The 15,441-nt window shown below is 70.3% G+C and carries 14 protein-coding genes and 1 tRNA gene; 11 read left to right on the plus strand and 4 right to left on the minus strand.

Going from position 1 to position 15,441, the window contains the following annotated elements; translation table 11 throughout:
• Positions 1-4 precede the first annotated feature (4 nt).
• A complete protein-coding gene (mfd, locus tag ABC270_RS05700) occupies positions 5-3,613 on the plus strand; it encodes a transcription-repair coupling factor (RefSeq protein ID WP_412879893.1) in 3,609 nt (1,202 codons plus the stop codon).
• Positions 3,614-4,033: 420 nt separating this feature from the next.
• On the opposite strand, the gene nhaA is transcribed toward mfd, so the two are convergent.
• Entirely contained in the window at positions 4,034-5,212 is a 1,179-nt protein-coding gene (gene nhaA, locus ABC270_RS05705) for a Na+/H+ antiporter NhaA (RefSeq protein WP_412879894.1), read from the minus strand.
• Between the two features lie 118 nt (positions 5,213-5,330).
• Here nhaA and ABC270_RS05710 point away from each other — a divergent pair, with 118 nt between their 5' ends.
• Positions 5,331-6,038, plus strand: coding sequence for a MazG family protein (locus ABC270_RS05710; protein WP_412879895.1), 708 nt, complete (start codon positions 5,331-5,333; stop codon positions 6,036-6,038).
• A gap of 171 nt (positions 6,039-6,209) precedes the next feature.
• Positions 6,210-6,455, plus strand: coding sequence for a hypothetical protein (locus tag ABC270_RS05715; protein ID WP_412879896.1), 246 nt, complete (start codon positions 6,210-6,212; stop codon positions 6,453-6,455).
• A 105-nt stretch (positions 6,456-6,560) separates the two neighbouring features.
• On the opposite strand, the gene ABC270_RS05720 is transcribed toward ABC270_RS05715, so the two are convergent.
• The 3 genes from ABC270_RS05720 to ABC270_RS05730 all read right to left on the minus strand — a co-directional run bounded on the left by ABC270_RS05720 (position 6,561) and on the right by ABC270_RS05730 (position 8,415).
• Positions 6,561-7,118, minus strand: a complete 558-nt coding sequence (locus ABC270_RS05720) for a hypothetical protein (protein ID WP_412879897.1) — start codon at positions 7,116-7,118, stop codon at positions 6,561-6,563.
• A gap of 144 nt (positions 7,119-7,262) precedes the next feature.
• The gene (locus tag ABC270_RS05725; protein WP_412879898.1) at positions 7,263-7,796 is read right to left on the minus strand and encodes a hypothetical protein; all 534 of its coding nucleotides are present in this window, start codon (positions 7,794-7,796) and stop codon (positions 7,263-7,265) included.
• A gap of 10 nt (positions 7,797-7,806) precedes the next feature.
• Positions 7,807-8,415, minus strand: coding sequence for a hypothetical protein (locus tag ABC270_RS05730; protein WP_412879899.1), 609 nt, complete (start codon positions 8,413-8,415; stop codon positions 7,807-7,809).
• A gap of 253 nt (positions 8,416-8,668) precedes the next feature.
• On the opposite strand from ABC270_RS05730, the gene ABC270_RS05735 reads away from it, so the two are divergent.
• From ABC270_RS05735 to ABC270_RS05770, 8 genes are all read left to right on the plus strand, one after another.
• Positions 8,669-8,830 carry a DUF4236 domain-containing protein gene (locus ABC270_RS05735; protein WP_412879900.1) on the plus strand — a complete coding sequence of 54 codons (162 nt, stop codon included), beginning with the start codon at positions 8,669-8,671 and terminating at the stop codon, positions 8,828-8,830.
• A 133-nt stretch (positions 8,831-8,963) separates the two neighbouring features.
• Positions 8,964-9,224: a hypothetical protein gene (locus ABC270_RS05740; protein WP_412879901.1), complete on the plus strand. Its 261-nt coding sequence runs from the start codon at positions 8,964-8,966 to the stop codon at positions 9,222-9,224.
• A gap of 308 nt (positions 9,225-9,532) precedes the next feature.
• Positions 9,533-10,777: a histidine--tRNA ligase gene (gene hisS, locus ABC270_RS05745; protein WP_412879902.1), complete on the plus strand. Its 1,245-nt coding sequence runs from the start codon at positions 9,533-9,535 to the stop codon at positions 10,775-10,777.
• A gap of 125 nt (positions 10,778-10,902) precedes the next feature.
• Positions 10,903-12,186, plus strand: a complete 1,284-nt coding sequence (gene eno, locus ABC270_RS05750; RefSeq protein ID WP_412879903.1) for a phosphopyruvate hydratase — start codon at positions 10,903-10,905, stop codon at positions 12,184-12,186.
• Between the two features lie 323 nt (positions 12,187-12,509).
• A complete protein-coding gene (locus ABC270_RS05755) occupies positions 12,510-13,046 on the plus strand; it encodes an FtsB family cell division protein (RefSeq protein WP_412879904.1) in 537 nt (178 codons plus the stop codon).
• A gap of 35 nt (positions 13,047-13,081) precedes the next feature.
• Positions 13,082-13,630, plus strand: coding sequence for a DUF501 domain-containing protein (locus ABC270_RS05760; RefSeq protein ID WP_412879905.1), 549 nt, complete (start codon positions 13,082-13,084; stop codon positions 13,628-13,630).
• Positions 13,631-13,674: 44 nt separating this feature from the next.
• Positions 13,675-15,159 carry an NAD(P)/FAD-dependent oxidoreductase gene (locus tag ABC270_RS05765; protein ID WP_412879906.1) on the plus strand — a complete coding sequence of 495 codons (1,485 nt, stop codon included), beginning with the start codon at positions 13,675-13,677 and terminating at the stop codon, positions 15,157-15,159.
• A 90-nt stretch (positions 15,160-15,249) separates the two neighbouring features.
• Positions 15,250-15,323: transfer RNA gene (locus ABC270_RS05770), tRNA-Leu, on the plus strand.
• Positions 15,324-15,441 lie beyond the last annotated feature (118 nt).

Here is a 15,441-nt window from a genome sequence, read left to right on the forward strand (position 1 = left end):
CTGAGTGACGATCTCGGGCATCATCCCTGCGCTTTCGCGCGCCTCCGCGTTCGATCGCGTCCTCCGCGCCGCCCCGCGTGACGCCGACTTCTCGGTCGTCGACGGCCTGCGCGTCCCCCTCCTCGCCGCCCTCCTCGCCGAGCGGAACGGCCCCCAGTGCGTCTTCGTCATCACCGCCACCGGGCGTGAGGCCGAGGCCGTGCGTGAGGCGGTCGGCAGCTACGTCCCCGACGCCAAGGTCCTCGAGTTCCCCGCGTGGGAGACCCTCCCACACGAGCGCCTGAGCCCGAGCGCGCAGACCGTCGGCACGCGCATCGCCACGCTGCGCAAGCTCGCCGCGTGGCAGGACGCCCCGGCTGCCGAGCGCCGCACCACCGTGGTCGTCGCGAGCGTCCGCGCCGCGCTCCAGCCGATCGCGGGCAACCTCACCGCCCTCGCGCCGGTCGTCCTCCGAACCGGGTCCCGTGGCAACGACCTCGGCGCGATCGCCTCCCAGCTCGTCGACCTCGCGTACGCCCGGGTCGACCTGGTCACCCGCCGTGGCGAGTTCGCCGTGCGCGGTGGCATCCTCGACGTCTTCCCGCCCACGGCAGACCACCCGGTGCGCGTCGACTTCTTCGGCGACGAGATCGAGGCGATCAAGGCGTTCTCGGTCGCCGACCAGCGCACGACGGACGACGACCTCGGCCAGGTCGAGCTGACGGCGTCCCGGGAACTGCTGCTCTCCGACGACGTCCGGCAGCGTGCTCGCGAGATGCTGCACGAGTTCCCCAACCTGTCGCAGATGCTCGCGAAGATCGCCGAGGGCATCCCGGTCGAGGGCATGGAGTCCCTCGCGCCCGCACTCGTCCAGGACCTCGTGCCGGTCACGAGCTACCTGCCGGAGGACGCCACCATCGCGGTGTTCTCGCCCGAGCGGGTCAGCGGGCGTGCGCACAGCCTCGCCGAGACGAACACGGAGTTCCTGCAGGCCGCGTGGAGCGCCGCCGTCGCGGGGGCCCAGGCGCCGATCGACCTCGACGCCGGCAACTTCCTCACGGTGCAGCAGCTCAAGAACGGCCGGGGGCAGCGCACGTGGTGGACGGTCTCGCCGTTCGACTCCGGCCTCGACGAGGGCGATCGCGACCGCGTGCTCACCGACGCCGAAGCCGCGGCCGAGGCGGGGGAGTACATCCGCGTCCGTGCCGAGGCGATCCCGGCCTTCGCCGGCAGCGCCGACGGCGCGATCGCCCACGTCAAGCAGCTGGCCGACGACGGGTGGGGCGTCGTGGTGACCGCCCAGGGCAAGGGACTGGTCGAGCGGGCGGTGCAGGTCCTCGCCGACGCCGGGGTCGCGGCCCGCGCCGAAGCCCTCACCGCGCCTCCCGAGCCGGGTGTGGCCATCGTGACCACCGCCGCCGTCGAGCACGGCTTCGCGATCCCGGACCCGCGCATCGCGGTCCTCAGCGAGGCCGAGTTCTACGGGCGCAGCGTGCAGCAGGGAGCCCGCACCGTCAAGAAGCTGGCGGGGCGGCGCAAGAACGTCGTCGACCCGCTGCAGCTCAAGGCGGGCGACGTCGTCGTGCACGCGACGCACGGCATCGGCAAGTTCGTCGAGCTCGTCTCGCGCGAGGTGAGCTCCGGCGGCCGCAACGCGGTGAAGACGCAGCGCGAGTACCTCGTGCTCGAGTACGCGCCCTCGAAGCGCGGCTACCCGGGCGACAAGCTCTTCGTCCCGACCGACCAGCTCGACCAGCTCTCCCGGTACGTCGGAGGCGAGAGCCCGACCCTGTCGAAGATGGGCGGCTCGGACTGGGCGGCCGCGAAGTCGAAGGCGCGCAAGGCCGTCCGCGACATCGCCGTCGACCTCGTCAAGCTGTACTCGGCGCGCATGGCGTCGAAGGGCCACGCGTTCGGCCCCGACACCCCGTGGCAGCGCGAGCTGGAAGAGGCGTTCCCGTTCGCGGAGACCGCCGACCAGCTCACCACCATCGACGAGATCAAGCGCGACATGGAGCGGCCGATCCCGATGGACCGCCTGCTCTCCGGCGACGTCGGGTACGGCAAGACCGAGGTGGCCATCCGTGCGGCGTTCAAGGCCGTGCAGGACGGCAAGCAGGTCGCCGTCCTCGTGCCGACGACCCTCCTCGTCCGCCAGCACATGGAGACCTTCCAGGAGCGGTTCGCCGGCTTCCCGGTGCACCTCCGCGCGCTCAGCCGGTTCCAGACCGAGAAGGAGTCGAAGGAGACGATCGCGGGCCTCGCCGACGGCACGGTCGACATCGTCATCGGGACGCACCGGATCCTGTCGCAGAACGTGCAGTTCAAGGACGTCGGGCTGGTCATCATCGACGAGGAGCAGCGCTTCGGCGTCGAGCACAAGGACCAGCTGAAGAAGCTCAAGACGAACGTCGACGTCCTCGCGATGTCGGCGACGCCGATCCCACGCTCGCTCGAGATGGCCGTGACGGGAATCCGCGAGATGTCCACGCTGGCCACTCCGCCGGAGGACCGCCACCCGATCCTCACGTTCGTCGGACCGCAGTCCGACCTGCAGGTCGCGGCGGCGATCCGGCGCGAGCTCCTCCGCGAGGGGCAGGTGTTCTACGTGCACAACCGCGTGAAGGACATCCAGTCGGTCGCGGCACACCTCGCCGAGATCGTTCCGGACGCCCGGATCGCGGTCGCGCACGGGCAGATGTCCGAGGGCACGCTCGAGCAGGTGATGGTCGACTTCTGGGAGCGTCGCTTCGACGTCCTCGTGTCCACCACCATCGTCGAGACCGGCCTCGACATCGCGAACGCGAACACGCTGATCATCGACAAGGCGGACAAGTACGGTCTCTCGCAGCTGCACCAGCTCCGCGGCCGTGTCGGTCGTGGGCGGGAGCGCGGCTACGCGTACTTCCTCTACGACGCCGACAAGCCGCTGTCCGAGACCGCGCAGGACCGCCTCGAGACCATCGCGGCGAACAACGAGCTCGGCGCGGGCATGCAGGTCGCGATGAAGGACCTCGAGATCCGCGGTGCGGGCAACCTCCTCGGCGGCGAACAGTCCGGGCACATCGCGGGCGTCGGCTTCGACCTGTACCTCCGCATGATCGGCGAAGCGGTGTCGCAGTTCCGGGGCGACGTCGCCGAGGGGCAGACCGAGCTCCGGCTCGAGATCCCGGTCGACGCGCACATCCCGGAGGACTACGTCGAGTCCGAGCGCCTCCGACTCGAGGCCTACCAGAAGCTCTCGGCGGCCTCCGCCCCGACGGCGCAACCCGAGGCGATCGACATGGTCCTCGACGAACTCACCGACCGCTACGGGCAGCCCCCGCAGGCGGTGCTCACGCTGGTGGAGGTCTCCCGGCTCCGGCGCATGGCGCAGCAGGTCGGCCTGTCCGACGTCGTCGTGATGGGGTCGAACCTCCGCGTCGCGGGCAAGGAGCTCGCCGACTCGTCGCAGGTGCGGCTGAAGCGGATGTTCCCGGGTGCGCGATGGTTCCCGCAGCAGAACGCCACGAGCATCCCGATGCCGCGTCCGCACGGTGAAGCGTTGCCGGACGGCGCGCTCATCGAGTGGGTCGAGAGCATCCTCACCGCTGTCTACGGCGCCTCAAAGGCGCCGGCCGAGACGGCCGCGTAGCGCGCGGGGCCCGACGGGAGGCACGTGGCGGGTCCGCCACGTGCCTCCCGTCGCTCGCCCCGTCAGCGGGCAGGTGCGTGGCGGGCCGGCGCCGTGCCTCCCGTCCGACGCCCTGTCCGTCAGGCGGTGCATGGCGGGGCTGGCGCCGCACCTTCCGTCCGGTGCGTCGTCGGCCCGGAGGCGCGTGGCGGCTCGGCACCGCGGGTCCCGTCCGGTGTGTCGTCGGCCGGGAGGCGCGTGGCGGCCCGACGCCGCACCTCCGGTCCGGTGTGTGGTCGCGGAACGACCTGGCCGTCGTCGTACGACGACGGGCAGGTCGTTCGTCGCGTCGTGCGGGAGCCGACGGGCACGACGAACGACCGGACCGCTGTCGCACGACAGCGGCCCGGTCGTTGCGCAGCGGTGCTCGCCCGACGCGCTCTACTCGGTCGACTCGGCCTCGGAGAGCTCGCGCCGTGCCCGGTACCGGCGCGCACGCGCGGACACCACGACGGCGGAGGCGACCATCGCGATCCCGGAACCGACGAGCACCGCGAGGACACCCTCGTCGAGGACCTCCTCGTTGCGGGCGAAGGCCAGCTCGTTCATGAGGAGCGAGACCGTGAACCCGATGCCGCCGAGCACGCTGACGGTCACGATCGACCCGAACGACAGCGTCGAGCGGCCGGGCGCCCGGAAGATCCGCGTCGCGATCGAGCCGAAGACCGTGATGCCGACGACCTTGCCCACCGGCAGCGCGAGCACCACCGCCCAGAACGTCGGGGACAGCTCCCCGAGCCCGACGTCGGGGATGACCACGGCCGCCGACGCGAACGCGAAGATCGGCAGCACCAGTCCGTTCGACCACGGCTCGACGCGCTCGTACACGGTGTGCCCGGACGGCCGGGGGAGCAGGAGCCCGAGCGCGACGCCGGCGATGGTCGCGTGGACGCCGGAGTGGTACACGAGCCACCACGCGAGGAGGCCGAGCACCACCATCGCGGCGATCAACAGCGGTCGGCGCCCGGCCCTGCGGCCGAGCCGGCGTCCGAGCAGCCAGAAGAGCGCGAGCACGACCACCGCGCCGGCGAGCGAGAGGAAGTCGGTGTCGTGCGCGAACACCACTGCGATGATGACGATCGCGATGAGGTCGTCGAGCACGGCCAGGGCGAGGAGGAAGACGCGGACGGTGGAGGGCAGGCCGCGACCGAACATCGCGAGCAGCCCGAGGGCGAACGCGATGTCCGTCGCGGTCGGGATCGGCCACCCGTGCTGGTACTGCGTCCCCGCTGTGACCGCGAGGTAGATCCCCGCCGGGACGAGCACGCCGCCGACCGCAGCGATCGCCGGGATCACCGCCGTCTTCGGGTTCGAGAGCTCCCCGGCGACGAGCTCCTGCTTCAGCTCGATCGCGACCAGCAGGAAGAACACCGCGAGCAGGCCGTCGCTGATCCAGTGCGACACCGAGAGGTCGAGGCCGACGGCTCCCCACGGGGAGTGGGCGTCGAGCACACGCTCGAGGCCGGACCCCAGCGGCGAGTTGGCGACGACGAGGCCGAGGACGGCCGCGGTGAGCAGTGCGACGGCGCTGAAGCGAGGGGAACGGAGGAGTGCAGACATGGAGCTCCGGTTCGTGGGTCGGTGAACGGTCCGTCGACCAGACTTCCCGACACGCCTCGACCAGGATACCGGAGGGCGCTGGCAGACCGGCTCCTCGGGCTCGTGCGAGCATGACGGCATGAGTGCCCTCACCGACCTCGAGGCCGTCGTCGATCGTCTGCTCGCTCCCGAGGGCGGGTGCGTGTGGAACCGGGAGCAGACGCACGCTTCCCTCGCGCGGTACGCCGTCGAGGAGGTGTACGAACTCGTCGACGCGATCGACGACGGTGACGAGGACGAACTGCGCGAGGAGCTCGGCGACGTGCTCTACCAGGTCGTGTTGCACGCCGGACTCGCCGAGACGTTCGACCTCGAGGACGTCGCAGCCGGCGTGCGGGACAAGATGGTCCGTCGACACCCGCACGTCTTCGGGGACGAGCACGCGGACACCGTGGCGGAGGTCGAGCGCGTGTGGCGTGCGGCGAAGGCGGCCGAGAAGGCGTCGCGGAAGAGTGCACTCGACGGCGTCCCGCGGGCGATGCCGCCCCTGGAACGTGTGGTGAAGCTGCTGGAACGCCTGGAGGAGCGGGTCGACGCCGGTGCGCTCGTCGCGTCCCTGGGGGCGCACGTAGACGACGAGGGCGGGGTCGGGGCCTCGTGGTCCGAGGACGATGTCGTGTCGGTCCCGACCGGGACGATCGCGGGGGCCGGACGGGTCGATCGCGGGTGGGGGATCGACGCCCTGCGCGCGGTCGCGGGGGCCCGTGCGGATGGCATCGACCCGATCGCCAGTCTGCGCGCCGCCGTCACCGCGCTCGAGGCCGAGGGGCGTGCGGCCGGGGCGTGACCTGACCTGGCCCGTGCGAGGGCCGACACCTGACGCCAGCAGCGACATCGAGACGTGGGTCGGCAGCGTCGCCCCTGCGAAGCAGACGGCACCGCGCCGACGGCGGGGCGCGAGTGCGCGATGAGAGAAGAGCGGGCGCCCCCCACCCGAAAGTGGGGGACAGGTACCCATATGGGGTTTCTCGACGACGCCGCGATCGGCTTCACGCTCCACACGAAATGGCGTGCGCCCCTCTGGGTCGCAGAACGCCTGTCGTCCGACCGGCACCTGCAGTGCGCGCAGCTCGCCGACTCCGCCTACGAGGCCGCCGGCCTCCGCCTGTTCAACGACGGACGCCTGCCGGGCGCCGTCTGTCCCGGCTCGTTCATCCCCATCTGGCAGCAGCACGGCTGGTGGCCGGCGAACGGCGCCGACTGATGCTGTTTCCCATCGGAGCCACCGTCATCTACAGGCGGGAAGCTCGGACCGCCGTCGGGTATCGCGACCACCCGCACACCCTCAAGTCCCTCGACGGAGGCCGCATCATGCACGAACCCGCGGACCGGGTCCGCCCCGCACCGTGAGGACCCGCATAGATATCGACGCCGAGCTCGCCGCGGTCCGCCAGCACGCAGCACGCCGCGCCGGCCAGCTAGTGCAGGACGTGCAACGCGAGCTTCGCCGCGCACGCAAGGAGGACCGGCGAATCATCCGCGAGGCCGCCAGACTGCCCGAACCCGAGAACCCGAGAACCCGTTCGCGTTCCTCGGCCGCGTGGTCTCCGGCTTCGTCGCCGCCCTGACTGGATTCGGCAAGCGCGTTGACCTGCGTCAGCCTCTGGTATCGCTCGAGGAACGGGTCGCCAGCCTCCCAGGCGTAGTGCGTGTGTGACATGAACTGCATCTGCGCGAACACGCGCGTCGGCGACGCCTTCATCGCGAAGCCGACGACGCGCTGCGCGCCACGGAGCTCGAACACGACGTCGAACCACACGGGTGGCTGCGGATCGAGGTCGACCGCCTCCGGGTCCGGGTCGAGGCTGACGACCTTCTCCGGGGTGGGCATCGGATGCTCCGGCGGTGACCACTGGTAGTCGGACATGCGGCGAGAATGCCGCCCGCCGCCGACATCACCCTCTCGACGTTGCAGTAGCCTCACGCTTCGCAGCCGTCAGCGTGCAGGTCCGCCCGCGGCCGGTCAGCACCGTGTTGACACCCGGCAAGCGCAGTATCGTCCTCCGGCAGTTCAGGCCTGCCGTTGCCCGAGCGGCACAGCTGGCAGCGCATGGAGCGTCTCGTACGGGCCGATGACAAAGCCCGGGTCACCGATAGCGATGAAGGTATGGCCGACGTGATGTGCCATGACGATTGCAAGCTCGCCGATGGCGGTACGTCGGCCATCGATCGCTTCGTTGTCGACCATGACAGTCAGCGGCTCCCAAGCAGCACGATCGAGTGATTCGGAGACGTCTGCACGGCTCGGCCTCGTCTCGTCAACGTCCCCGATGTTCGACACGAAGTCGTGCACGGCCGTGACAAGATCCGGCTCCCTCGAGTCGGTCGCTGAGTGGCGCGCGATTCCGTCCGAATGGCGTGAATCGTAGTAGAGGGTCGTGCCGGTGGTGATGCCACCGGCACGACCGCCGCCTTCCCATGCAAAGCCAGCCGTCTCGTAGGGCCCACTGGGCACCCGTCGGATGAGCGTCCCGCCGAAGGCGTTGAACTCTGCTGTGGTGTCCATGACGGTTGTCCGGGGACCGTCGTTACGTTCGGCATGCATGGGATGCTCCCTACTTCGTGTAGATGGCCAGCGGCTGACCTGATGTGCAGTCGAGGAGGGGGGTTTCGACGGTGCCCCCGGCCAGTGCTTCTACCTTCTGGCCCTTGCTGGCATAGATGTCCGTGGTACGCGTCGCGGACCAGGTCAGCGGCGTCCGCGGGAGGCCATTGAGGTTGTAGGCGAGGATGTCGTGCGGTGCGGTGACGACTACGTTCCACTTGTGCCCGAGCGACGGACCGTCCCACGGGTAGATCGTGTACCCGGTTTCGAACTCGGTGTGCGAGAGCCACTTGACGTAAGACGTTCCACAGTTCCCGGTCACCGTTGCATCGACGTGAACGCGTCCGGATGCGGTGACCGACTTCAGCGGAGCACCAGCCTTGAACAGCGGCGTCGAGCCGGCGTAGCTGCCTTCGGGAGTGCCTGCCGGGACGGCGTACTGGTAGCCGTCGGACGTTGTGCGGACGTCGTAGCCGTACTTCGCTGCGCGAGCAGCGTTGTACCCGCTGAAAGTCATCGGAACGGAGATCTCCGTGCCTGCTGCCGGTTCCTGCGACGTGAGTGCGTTGGCCGGCGCTGCGGCCCCGAGTGCTGCGAGAGTTACGACGGCCGCTGCCATGGCAGTCAGAAGTGTTTTGTTGCGCATGTGATTCCCACCAATCTCGGGAGCGCGAGCTCCCGGCTCCGAGCGGAGCGACCCCCGGGCGCGTTCCCCCTCGACGCGAACTGTCCTCCTCGAGGATGCCTGTCCGATAGTCGGCACTACGGAGGCCAAGCGGGGTACATGTAATATTTGCGTTGTCACAGGGTGAGGCTCGCACACCCAGACTCGCGGCTCGGGCGGAAAGAGCTCTCGGGTGTAGATCTACGGCATGGGCCTCATCTTCCGAGCGCGCCGACGCATCACTCCCGGCGTCACCGCGAACGTCTCCAAGCGCGGCTTCTCGCTCAGCGCGCGCCGGTCGGGCGTGTCCGTCGACAGCCGCGGCCGGATCACCATCCGCCTCGGCAAGGGCCTCACCTGGCGACTCTGAACGGACTCGCCTGCTCTGCGTCACCGCGTCTCGGTACCGTGCGAACCTGCGCGTCATCCCTGGCGCGGCGATCGCCGCTGCCGCCCTGCTCCTCCTGACCGCCTGCAGCGGGGGAGATGCTTTCATCGCAAAGGTGCAGTCGATCGCCGACGTCGACGCGACCGAGGTGTCCGTCGTGCTCAGCGTGAAGAACACCGGCTCGAGCGCCGACGCTCCAATCTGCTTCGTCGATCTCTACACGGCCGGCGGGTCGAAGGTCGGGCACTCCGGCGACGACGAGTTCCAGTCGAAGATCCAACCGGGCAAGACCGTGCACACCGCGATCGTCGTCGACGTCACGGCATCGGGGGAGCCGAACGTGAGCGCCGCGAACTCCGTCGCGACCTGCAGCTGACGGGCTCCGCGACGGGTTGGCTCCTCAGATGGCTCCACTCGGGAGGCTGATAGGCGAGAACATGGGAGAGAGGTGCGGGCGCCCTCCCAACCCGAAAAAGGGAGGGCGCCCGCGAGCGGGCCGTGCGCACCGACAGGGATACCGGCGCGGACGGGGGACCCCGCTCACCGCGGGGCACACTGCAGCACGTTGCCCTCGCGATCGGACCGGAGATGGATCAGGCATCTCCGGACCGAGGTTGTACATGGAGAATATCAGCGCACAGTAGGTCACGCAACCCGGGTCGGACGTTCTGGCAGGATTGCCGCATGGCGACGACCGTGACGGCCCCCCGTGGCATGCGTGACTTCCTCCCGGCGGACAAGGCGCGTCGGGAGCACGTGCTCGGGGTCGTCCGTGGCGTGTACGCGCGGCACGGGTTCGACGAGATCGAGACGCCCGTGGTCGAGGACGCGGCGCGGCTCCACTCCGGACTCGGCGGCGACAACGAGAAGCTCGCGTTCGCCGTGATGAAGCGGGGGCTCACCGTCGAGGACCTCCGGGCGGCCGACGCACCGCTCGACCTCGCCGACCTCGGGCTGCGCTTCGACCTGACCGTGCCGCTCGCCCGTTTCTACGCCTCCCACCGCGCCGAGCTGCCGACGGTCTTCCGATCGGTGCAGATCGCGCCCGTCTGGCGCGCCGAGCGTCCGCAGAAGGGGCGCTACCGGCAGTTCGTGCAGTGCGACATCGACATCCTCGGGGAGCCGGGGCAGCTCGCCGAGATCGAACTCATCCGTGCGACGACCGACGCCCTCGACGCGCTCGGTGTCTCCGGGACGTCGATCCGGATCAACGACCGGCGCATCCTGCTCGGGCTGCTCGCGTCGTGGGGGATCACGGACCCCGCCGCGGCCGACCGTGCGCTCATCACGATCGACAAGCTCGACAAGATCGGGCCGGACGGCGTCGCCGCCGAGCTCCGGGAGACGACCGGCTCGGACCTGCCCGGGCTCGAGGACACCATCCGCGCGCTCGAGTCCGCGGACTGGGACTCGGTCGGGGGAGCGGCGTGGCTCGACGAGGACGCGTTCGGCGAGCTGCTCGGCCTCCGGGGGGCCCTCGACGGCGTGGACCTCCGGTTCGACCCGACCCTCGTGCGGGGCATGGGGTACTACACGGGCACGATCTTCGAGGTCGCGCACCCCGACTTCGGGTACAGCCTCGGCGGTGGTGGTCGCTACGACGGCATGATCGGGCGCTTCCTCGGTCAGGACGTCCCGGCGGTGGGCTTCTCACTCGGGTTCGAGCGGCTCGTCGACCTCGTGACGCTGCCCGACGCCGAGTCGGCTGACGCGGTCGTGCTGCTCTACGACAAGGACGTCGAGCCGGTCCGACTCGCCGGGCTCAAGACCGAGGCGCTCGCGACGCACCAGCGCGTCCGGCTCGAGAAGCGCGCGAAGAACACGAAGAACCAGCTCGCCGCGCTCGCGGAGCAGGGCTTCGGGGCGTTCGCGTCGATCCGCACCGACACCACCTCGCTCGACGAGGTCGAGTTCCGTCCGCTCGGCTGACCGGCTCGGAGGTGTGCGTCACCGGCTGTTCTCCACCGGTGCGCGTCACGCGGAGTGTCCCGACCACCGCGCCTCGGTAGGATCGGACCCGCAATCACCACAACCGAACTCGTAGGGAGTACCCCGTGGCCCAGATCGATGCCGTAGGCGCACGCGAAGTCCTCGATTCCCGAGGCAATCCGACGGTCGAGGTCGAGGTCCTCCTCGACGACGGCGTCGTCTCGCGCGCGCTCGTCCCGTCCGGAGCCTCCACCGGCGCGTTCGAGGCGTACGAGCTCCGCGACGGCGACAAGGCCCGCTACGGCGGCAAGGGTGTCCTCAAGGCCGTGGACGCCGTCCTCGACGAGATCGGCCCGGCGCTCGAGGGCTTCGACGCGACCGACCAGCGCCTCGTCGACGCCGCGCTCATCGAGCTCGACGGCACCGAGAACAAGTCCCGCCTGGGCGCGAACGCGATCCTCGGCGCCTCGCTCGCCGTCGCACGTGCCGCCGCTGACTCGGCCGACCTGCCGCTGTTCCGCTACCTCGGCGGCCCGAACGCGCACACGCTGCCCGTCCCGCTGATGAACGTCGTCAACGGTGGTGCCCACGCCGACACCAACGTCGACATCCAGGAGTTCTTCCTCGTGCCCTACGGCGCCGAGACGTTCTCCGAGGCGCTCCGCTGGGGTGTCGAGACCTACCACGCCCTCAAGGGCGAGCTGAAGAAGCAGGGCCTCGCGACGGGCCTCGGCGACGAGGGCGGGTTCGCGCCCGAGCTCGCTTCGAACCGCGCGGCGCTCGACTTCCTGCTCGCCGCCATCGAGAAGGCCGGCTTCACCCCGGGCAAGGACATCGCGCTCGGCCTCGACGTCGCCGCGACCGAGTTCTTCCAGGACGGCAAGTACGCGTTCGAGGGCAAGCAGCTCTCGAGCGAGGAGTTCACGGGCTACTTCGCCGACCTGGTCGCGAACTACCCGCTCGTCACCATCGAGGACGCCCTGGCCGAAGACGACTGGGAGGGGTGGAAGCACCTCACCGCCGAGCTCGGCTCGAAGCTCCAGCTCGTCGGCGACGACCTGTACGTCACGAACCCGAAGCGTCTGCAGCGGGGCATCGACGAGCAGGCCGGCAACTCGATCCTGGTGAAGGTGAACCAGATCGGCACGCTCACCGAGACGCTCGACGCGGTGTCGCTCGCGCACCGCCACGGCATGACCGCGATCCTCTCGCACCGCTCGGGCGAGACCGAGGACACCACCATCGCCGACATCGCGGTGGCGGTCGACGGCGGACAGATCAAGACCGGTGCGCCGGCTCGTTCGGACCGCGTCGCGAAGTACAACCAGCTGCTCCGCATCGAGGAGGAGCTCGGCGACGCCGCGGTCTACGCCGGTCGCTCGGCCTTCCCGCGCGCGGCGGCCATGTAACACCCCGGCGCCACCACGAGACGCCGTCCTCCTCACGGAGGGCGGCGTCTCGCCGTTCCTCGGCGTCGATCAGCCGTCCGCAAAGCTGGATCGGCGCCGGTGCCGGTGCCGGCGCGACGTGTCGGCGCACAACCGAAGCCCGTCGGAACCACGCGCAACCGTGGTTCGGCGTGACTTCGGTTGGGCGGTGGCCAAAGCCGGTGGACGGTGGGGGTGCGATGGCGGGGCGGGGCCGAGCCGTGCCTCCCGGCCGACGCTGGGAGGGTGCCCGACGCCCGCGTGCCGGGGCCGACCGCCCGCCCGCTGCGGGTTATCGTCGGCACGTGCCCAGCCAGAAGCCCCGCGTCCGCCGTGTCCCGGTGGCGATGCCGCACGCTGGTGCGGCCGCGCACCAGCCCTGGTACCGGTCGATCCGGTTCTCCGGGTTCAGCCTCCTCATGCTGGCGATCATCGTGCTGTTCGTGGTCGTGCTCGCGCCGTCGCTCCGGACGCTCATCCAGCAGCAGGAGCAGATCGCGCAGCAGCAGCAGCAGGTCGCCGCGCAGAAGGCCGACGTGTCGCAGAAGAAGCAGGACGTCGCGCGGTGGGACGACCCGGCCTACATCGAGGCGCAGGCCCGCGACCGGCTGCTCTACGTCTACCCCGGCGAGGAGAGCTACCTCGTGATGGGCAGCGAGGACACGAAGCGCTCCGGCCGTCCCGAGACCGACTCCGGCACGCCGGTCAGCTCGACCGTGCAGACGCCGAAGGTCGACTGGGTCCAGGCCATGCTGTCCTCGGTCCTGCAGTCCGGGCTCAGCGACGAGAGCACCGAGGAACTCGTGGCACCCGACGTCTCGGGCACCGGCGACACGAAGTAGGACGACGCTCAGGACTCGGGTAGGCTCACGTACCCGTGACGACCCCTCCCTTCGACCCGCCCACCGAGCACGACGTCCGCGTCGTCTCGGCGCAGCTCGGGCGACCGGCTCGCGACGTCATCGGGATCGCGGCGCGGTGCGTCTGTGGCAACCCCACGGTCGTGTCCACGAAGCCCCGGCTGTCGAACGGCACCCCGTTCCCGACGCTGTACTACCTGTGCCATCCCGCGGCCACCGCCGCGGTCAGCACCCTCGAGGCCACCCAGGTCATGCCGGAGTTGGCAGCCCTGCTCGAGGACCCGGACGTCGCGGAGCAGTACCGTGCCGCCCACGAGTCCTACCTGGCCGATCGTGAGTCGATCGAGCACGTCGACGAGATCGACGGCATCAGCGCCGGTGGCATGCCCACCCGCGTGAAGTGCCTCCACGCCCTCGTCGGGCACGCCCTCGCTGCCGGACCCGGCGTCAACCCCATCGGCGACCTCGCGCTCGAGCGCGCGGACTGGTCGCCCTCCCGGTGCGAGTGCCGGGCGTATGATGAGGATGCAGACGCCGGAGTCGGGGCGGGTGGCGGCGAGCTCTGACCAGCCTCCCGGCAAACCACCCCACTCCAAGGAGATCATCCCCCGTGCCCAAGATCCTCGTCGTCGGCGGCGGTTACGCCGGTTTCTACACCGCCTGGAAGCTCGAGAAGCACCTGCGTCAGGGTGAAGCCGAGGTCGTCATGGTCGACCCGCTGCCGTACATGACGTACCAGCCGTTCCTCCCCGAGGTCGCCGCCGGTTCGATCGAGCCGCGTCACGCGATCGTGTCGCACCGCCGTCACCTCAAGAAGACGCGGGTCGTCACGGCGAAGGTCACCAAGGTCGACCACGCCACCAGGACGGCGACCATCACGCCGTCCGAGGGTGAGCCGTGGGAGGAGACCTACGACCAGATCGTCATGACCGCCGGTGCCGTCTCCCGCACCTTCCCGATCCCGGGCGTCGCGGACGAGGCGATCGGCCTCAAGACCATCGAGGAAGCCGCGGCGATCCGCGACAAGATCCTCGTCAACTTCCACAAGGCGGCGAACCTGCCGGCTGGTCCCGAACGCGACCGCCTGCTGACCGTCGTCGTGGTCGGCGGTGGCTTCGCCGGCATCGAGGTGTTCGCCGAGCTCCGTTCGTTCGTCTCCGACCTGCTCAAGAGCTACCCGCAGCTGTCGTTCGACGACACCCACTTCCACCTCGTCGAGGCGATGGGCCGCATCATGCCCGAGGTGTCGCTCGAGACCTCGCACTGGGTGCTGGAGAACCTCGCCCAGCGTGGCGCGACCGTCCACCTCGAGACCCAGCTCGCCTCGGCCGAGGGCGGCGTCTGCCAGCTCAAGGCCAAGGACGAGTCGATCCAGACGATCCCGTCCGACCTCATCATCTGGACCGCCGGCGTCATGGCGAACCCGATGGTGAAGGGCACCGACTTCCCGCTCGAGCAGCGCGGACGCATCCGCGTGCAGCCCGACCTCCGCGTGGTCGACGACAACGGCGTGATCGCCGACGCGTGGGCCTGCGGTGACGTCGCGGCCGTGCCGGACCTCACGGGCGGCGGCGTCGGCGGCTTCTGCGTGCCGAACGCCCAGCACGCGGTCCGCCAGGCGAAGCAGCTCGCGAAGAACCTCGTCGCGGTCATCCGGGGCGAGGCGACGACCGACTACAAGCACGAGAACCTCGGCGCTGTCGCGGGCCTCGGTCTCGGCATCGGTGTGTTCCAGTCCGGCAAGTTCGCGATGAAGGGCTTCCTCGCCTGGGGTGCACACCGCGGCTACCACGGCCTCGCGATGCCGTCGTGGGAGCGCAAGTGGCGCGTCATCGGCGACTGGGTGGGCGGCTTCTTCCTCGGCCGTGACATCGCGTCGCTCGACGACCGCGAGACCCCGCGTGCCGCGTTCGAGGCGTGGGCCTCGCGTCCGAAGCCGGCCGTCGAGGCACCCGCGCCGGCCGCTGCTGCCGCTCCGGCTCCGGAGGAGGGCAAGCCCGCCGACGCCGCCGGCCCCGCGTACGCGACCCCCGCCGAGGACGTCTCCAAGGAGGCCGAGCCGGTGAAGGCCGAGGCATCCGCCGACGCGAAGTAGCCACCAGCTCCACCACGGACGGCGGTCACCCTGCGGGTGGCCGCCGTCCGGCGTTCCGGGAGGCAGCGGCTCGGTAGGCTGTTGCGGCCCGCCCCCGTGGCCCAACCGGTAGAGGCATGCGACTTAAAATCGCCGAGTTGTGGGTTCGAGTCCCACCGGGGGTACGCGCAGACCGCCGCGTGGTTCGTGATCGCGCCCGTGAGACTCGGCTCGGCGGACACTTTCGCGGTCTTCGTGGCGCGAAGTCGTCCGCATAGCCGAGACTCGGGCCTCCGCGCCCAA

Origin of the sequence: Curtobacterium phoenicis, from assembly GCF_047238015.1 — a bacterium.
Classification (GTDB): Bacteria; Actinomycetota; Actinomycetes; order Actinomycetales; family Microbacteriaceae; genus Curtobacterium.

Coding starts and splice junctions, on each gene's coding strand:
- ABC270_RS05725 (WP_412879898.1), bottom strand. CDS start 7,796: ATGCATGCCGAACGTAACGACGGTCCCCGGACAACCGTCATGGACACC.
- ABC270_RS05715 (WP_412879896.1), top strand. CDS start 6,210: ATGGGGTTTCTCGACGACGCCGCGATCGGCTTCACGCTCCACACGAAA.
- hisS (WP_412879902.1), top strand. CDS start 9,533: ATGGCGACGACCGTGACGGCCCCCCGTGGCATGCGTGACTTCCTCCCG.
- ABC270_RS05730 (WP_412879899.1), bottom strand. CDS start 8,415: ATGGCAGCGGCCGTCGTAACTCTCGCAGCACTCGGGGCCGCAGCGCCG.
- nhaA (WP_412879894.1), bottom strand. CDS start 5,212: ATGTCTGCACTCCTCCGTTCCCCTCGCTTCAGCGCCGTCGCACTGCTC.
- ABC270_RS05710 (WP_412879895.1), top strand. CDS start 5,331: ATGAGTGCCCTCACCGACCTCGAGGCCGTCGTCGATCGTCTGCTCGCT.
- ABC270_RS05720 (WP_412879897.1), bottom strand. CDS start 7,118: ATGTCCGACTACCAGTGGTCACCGCCGGAGCATCCGATGCCCACCCCG.
- ABC270_RS05735 (WP_412879900.1), top strand. CDS start 8,669: ATGGGCCTCATCTTCCGAGCGCGCCGACGCATCACTCCCGGCGTCACC.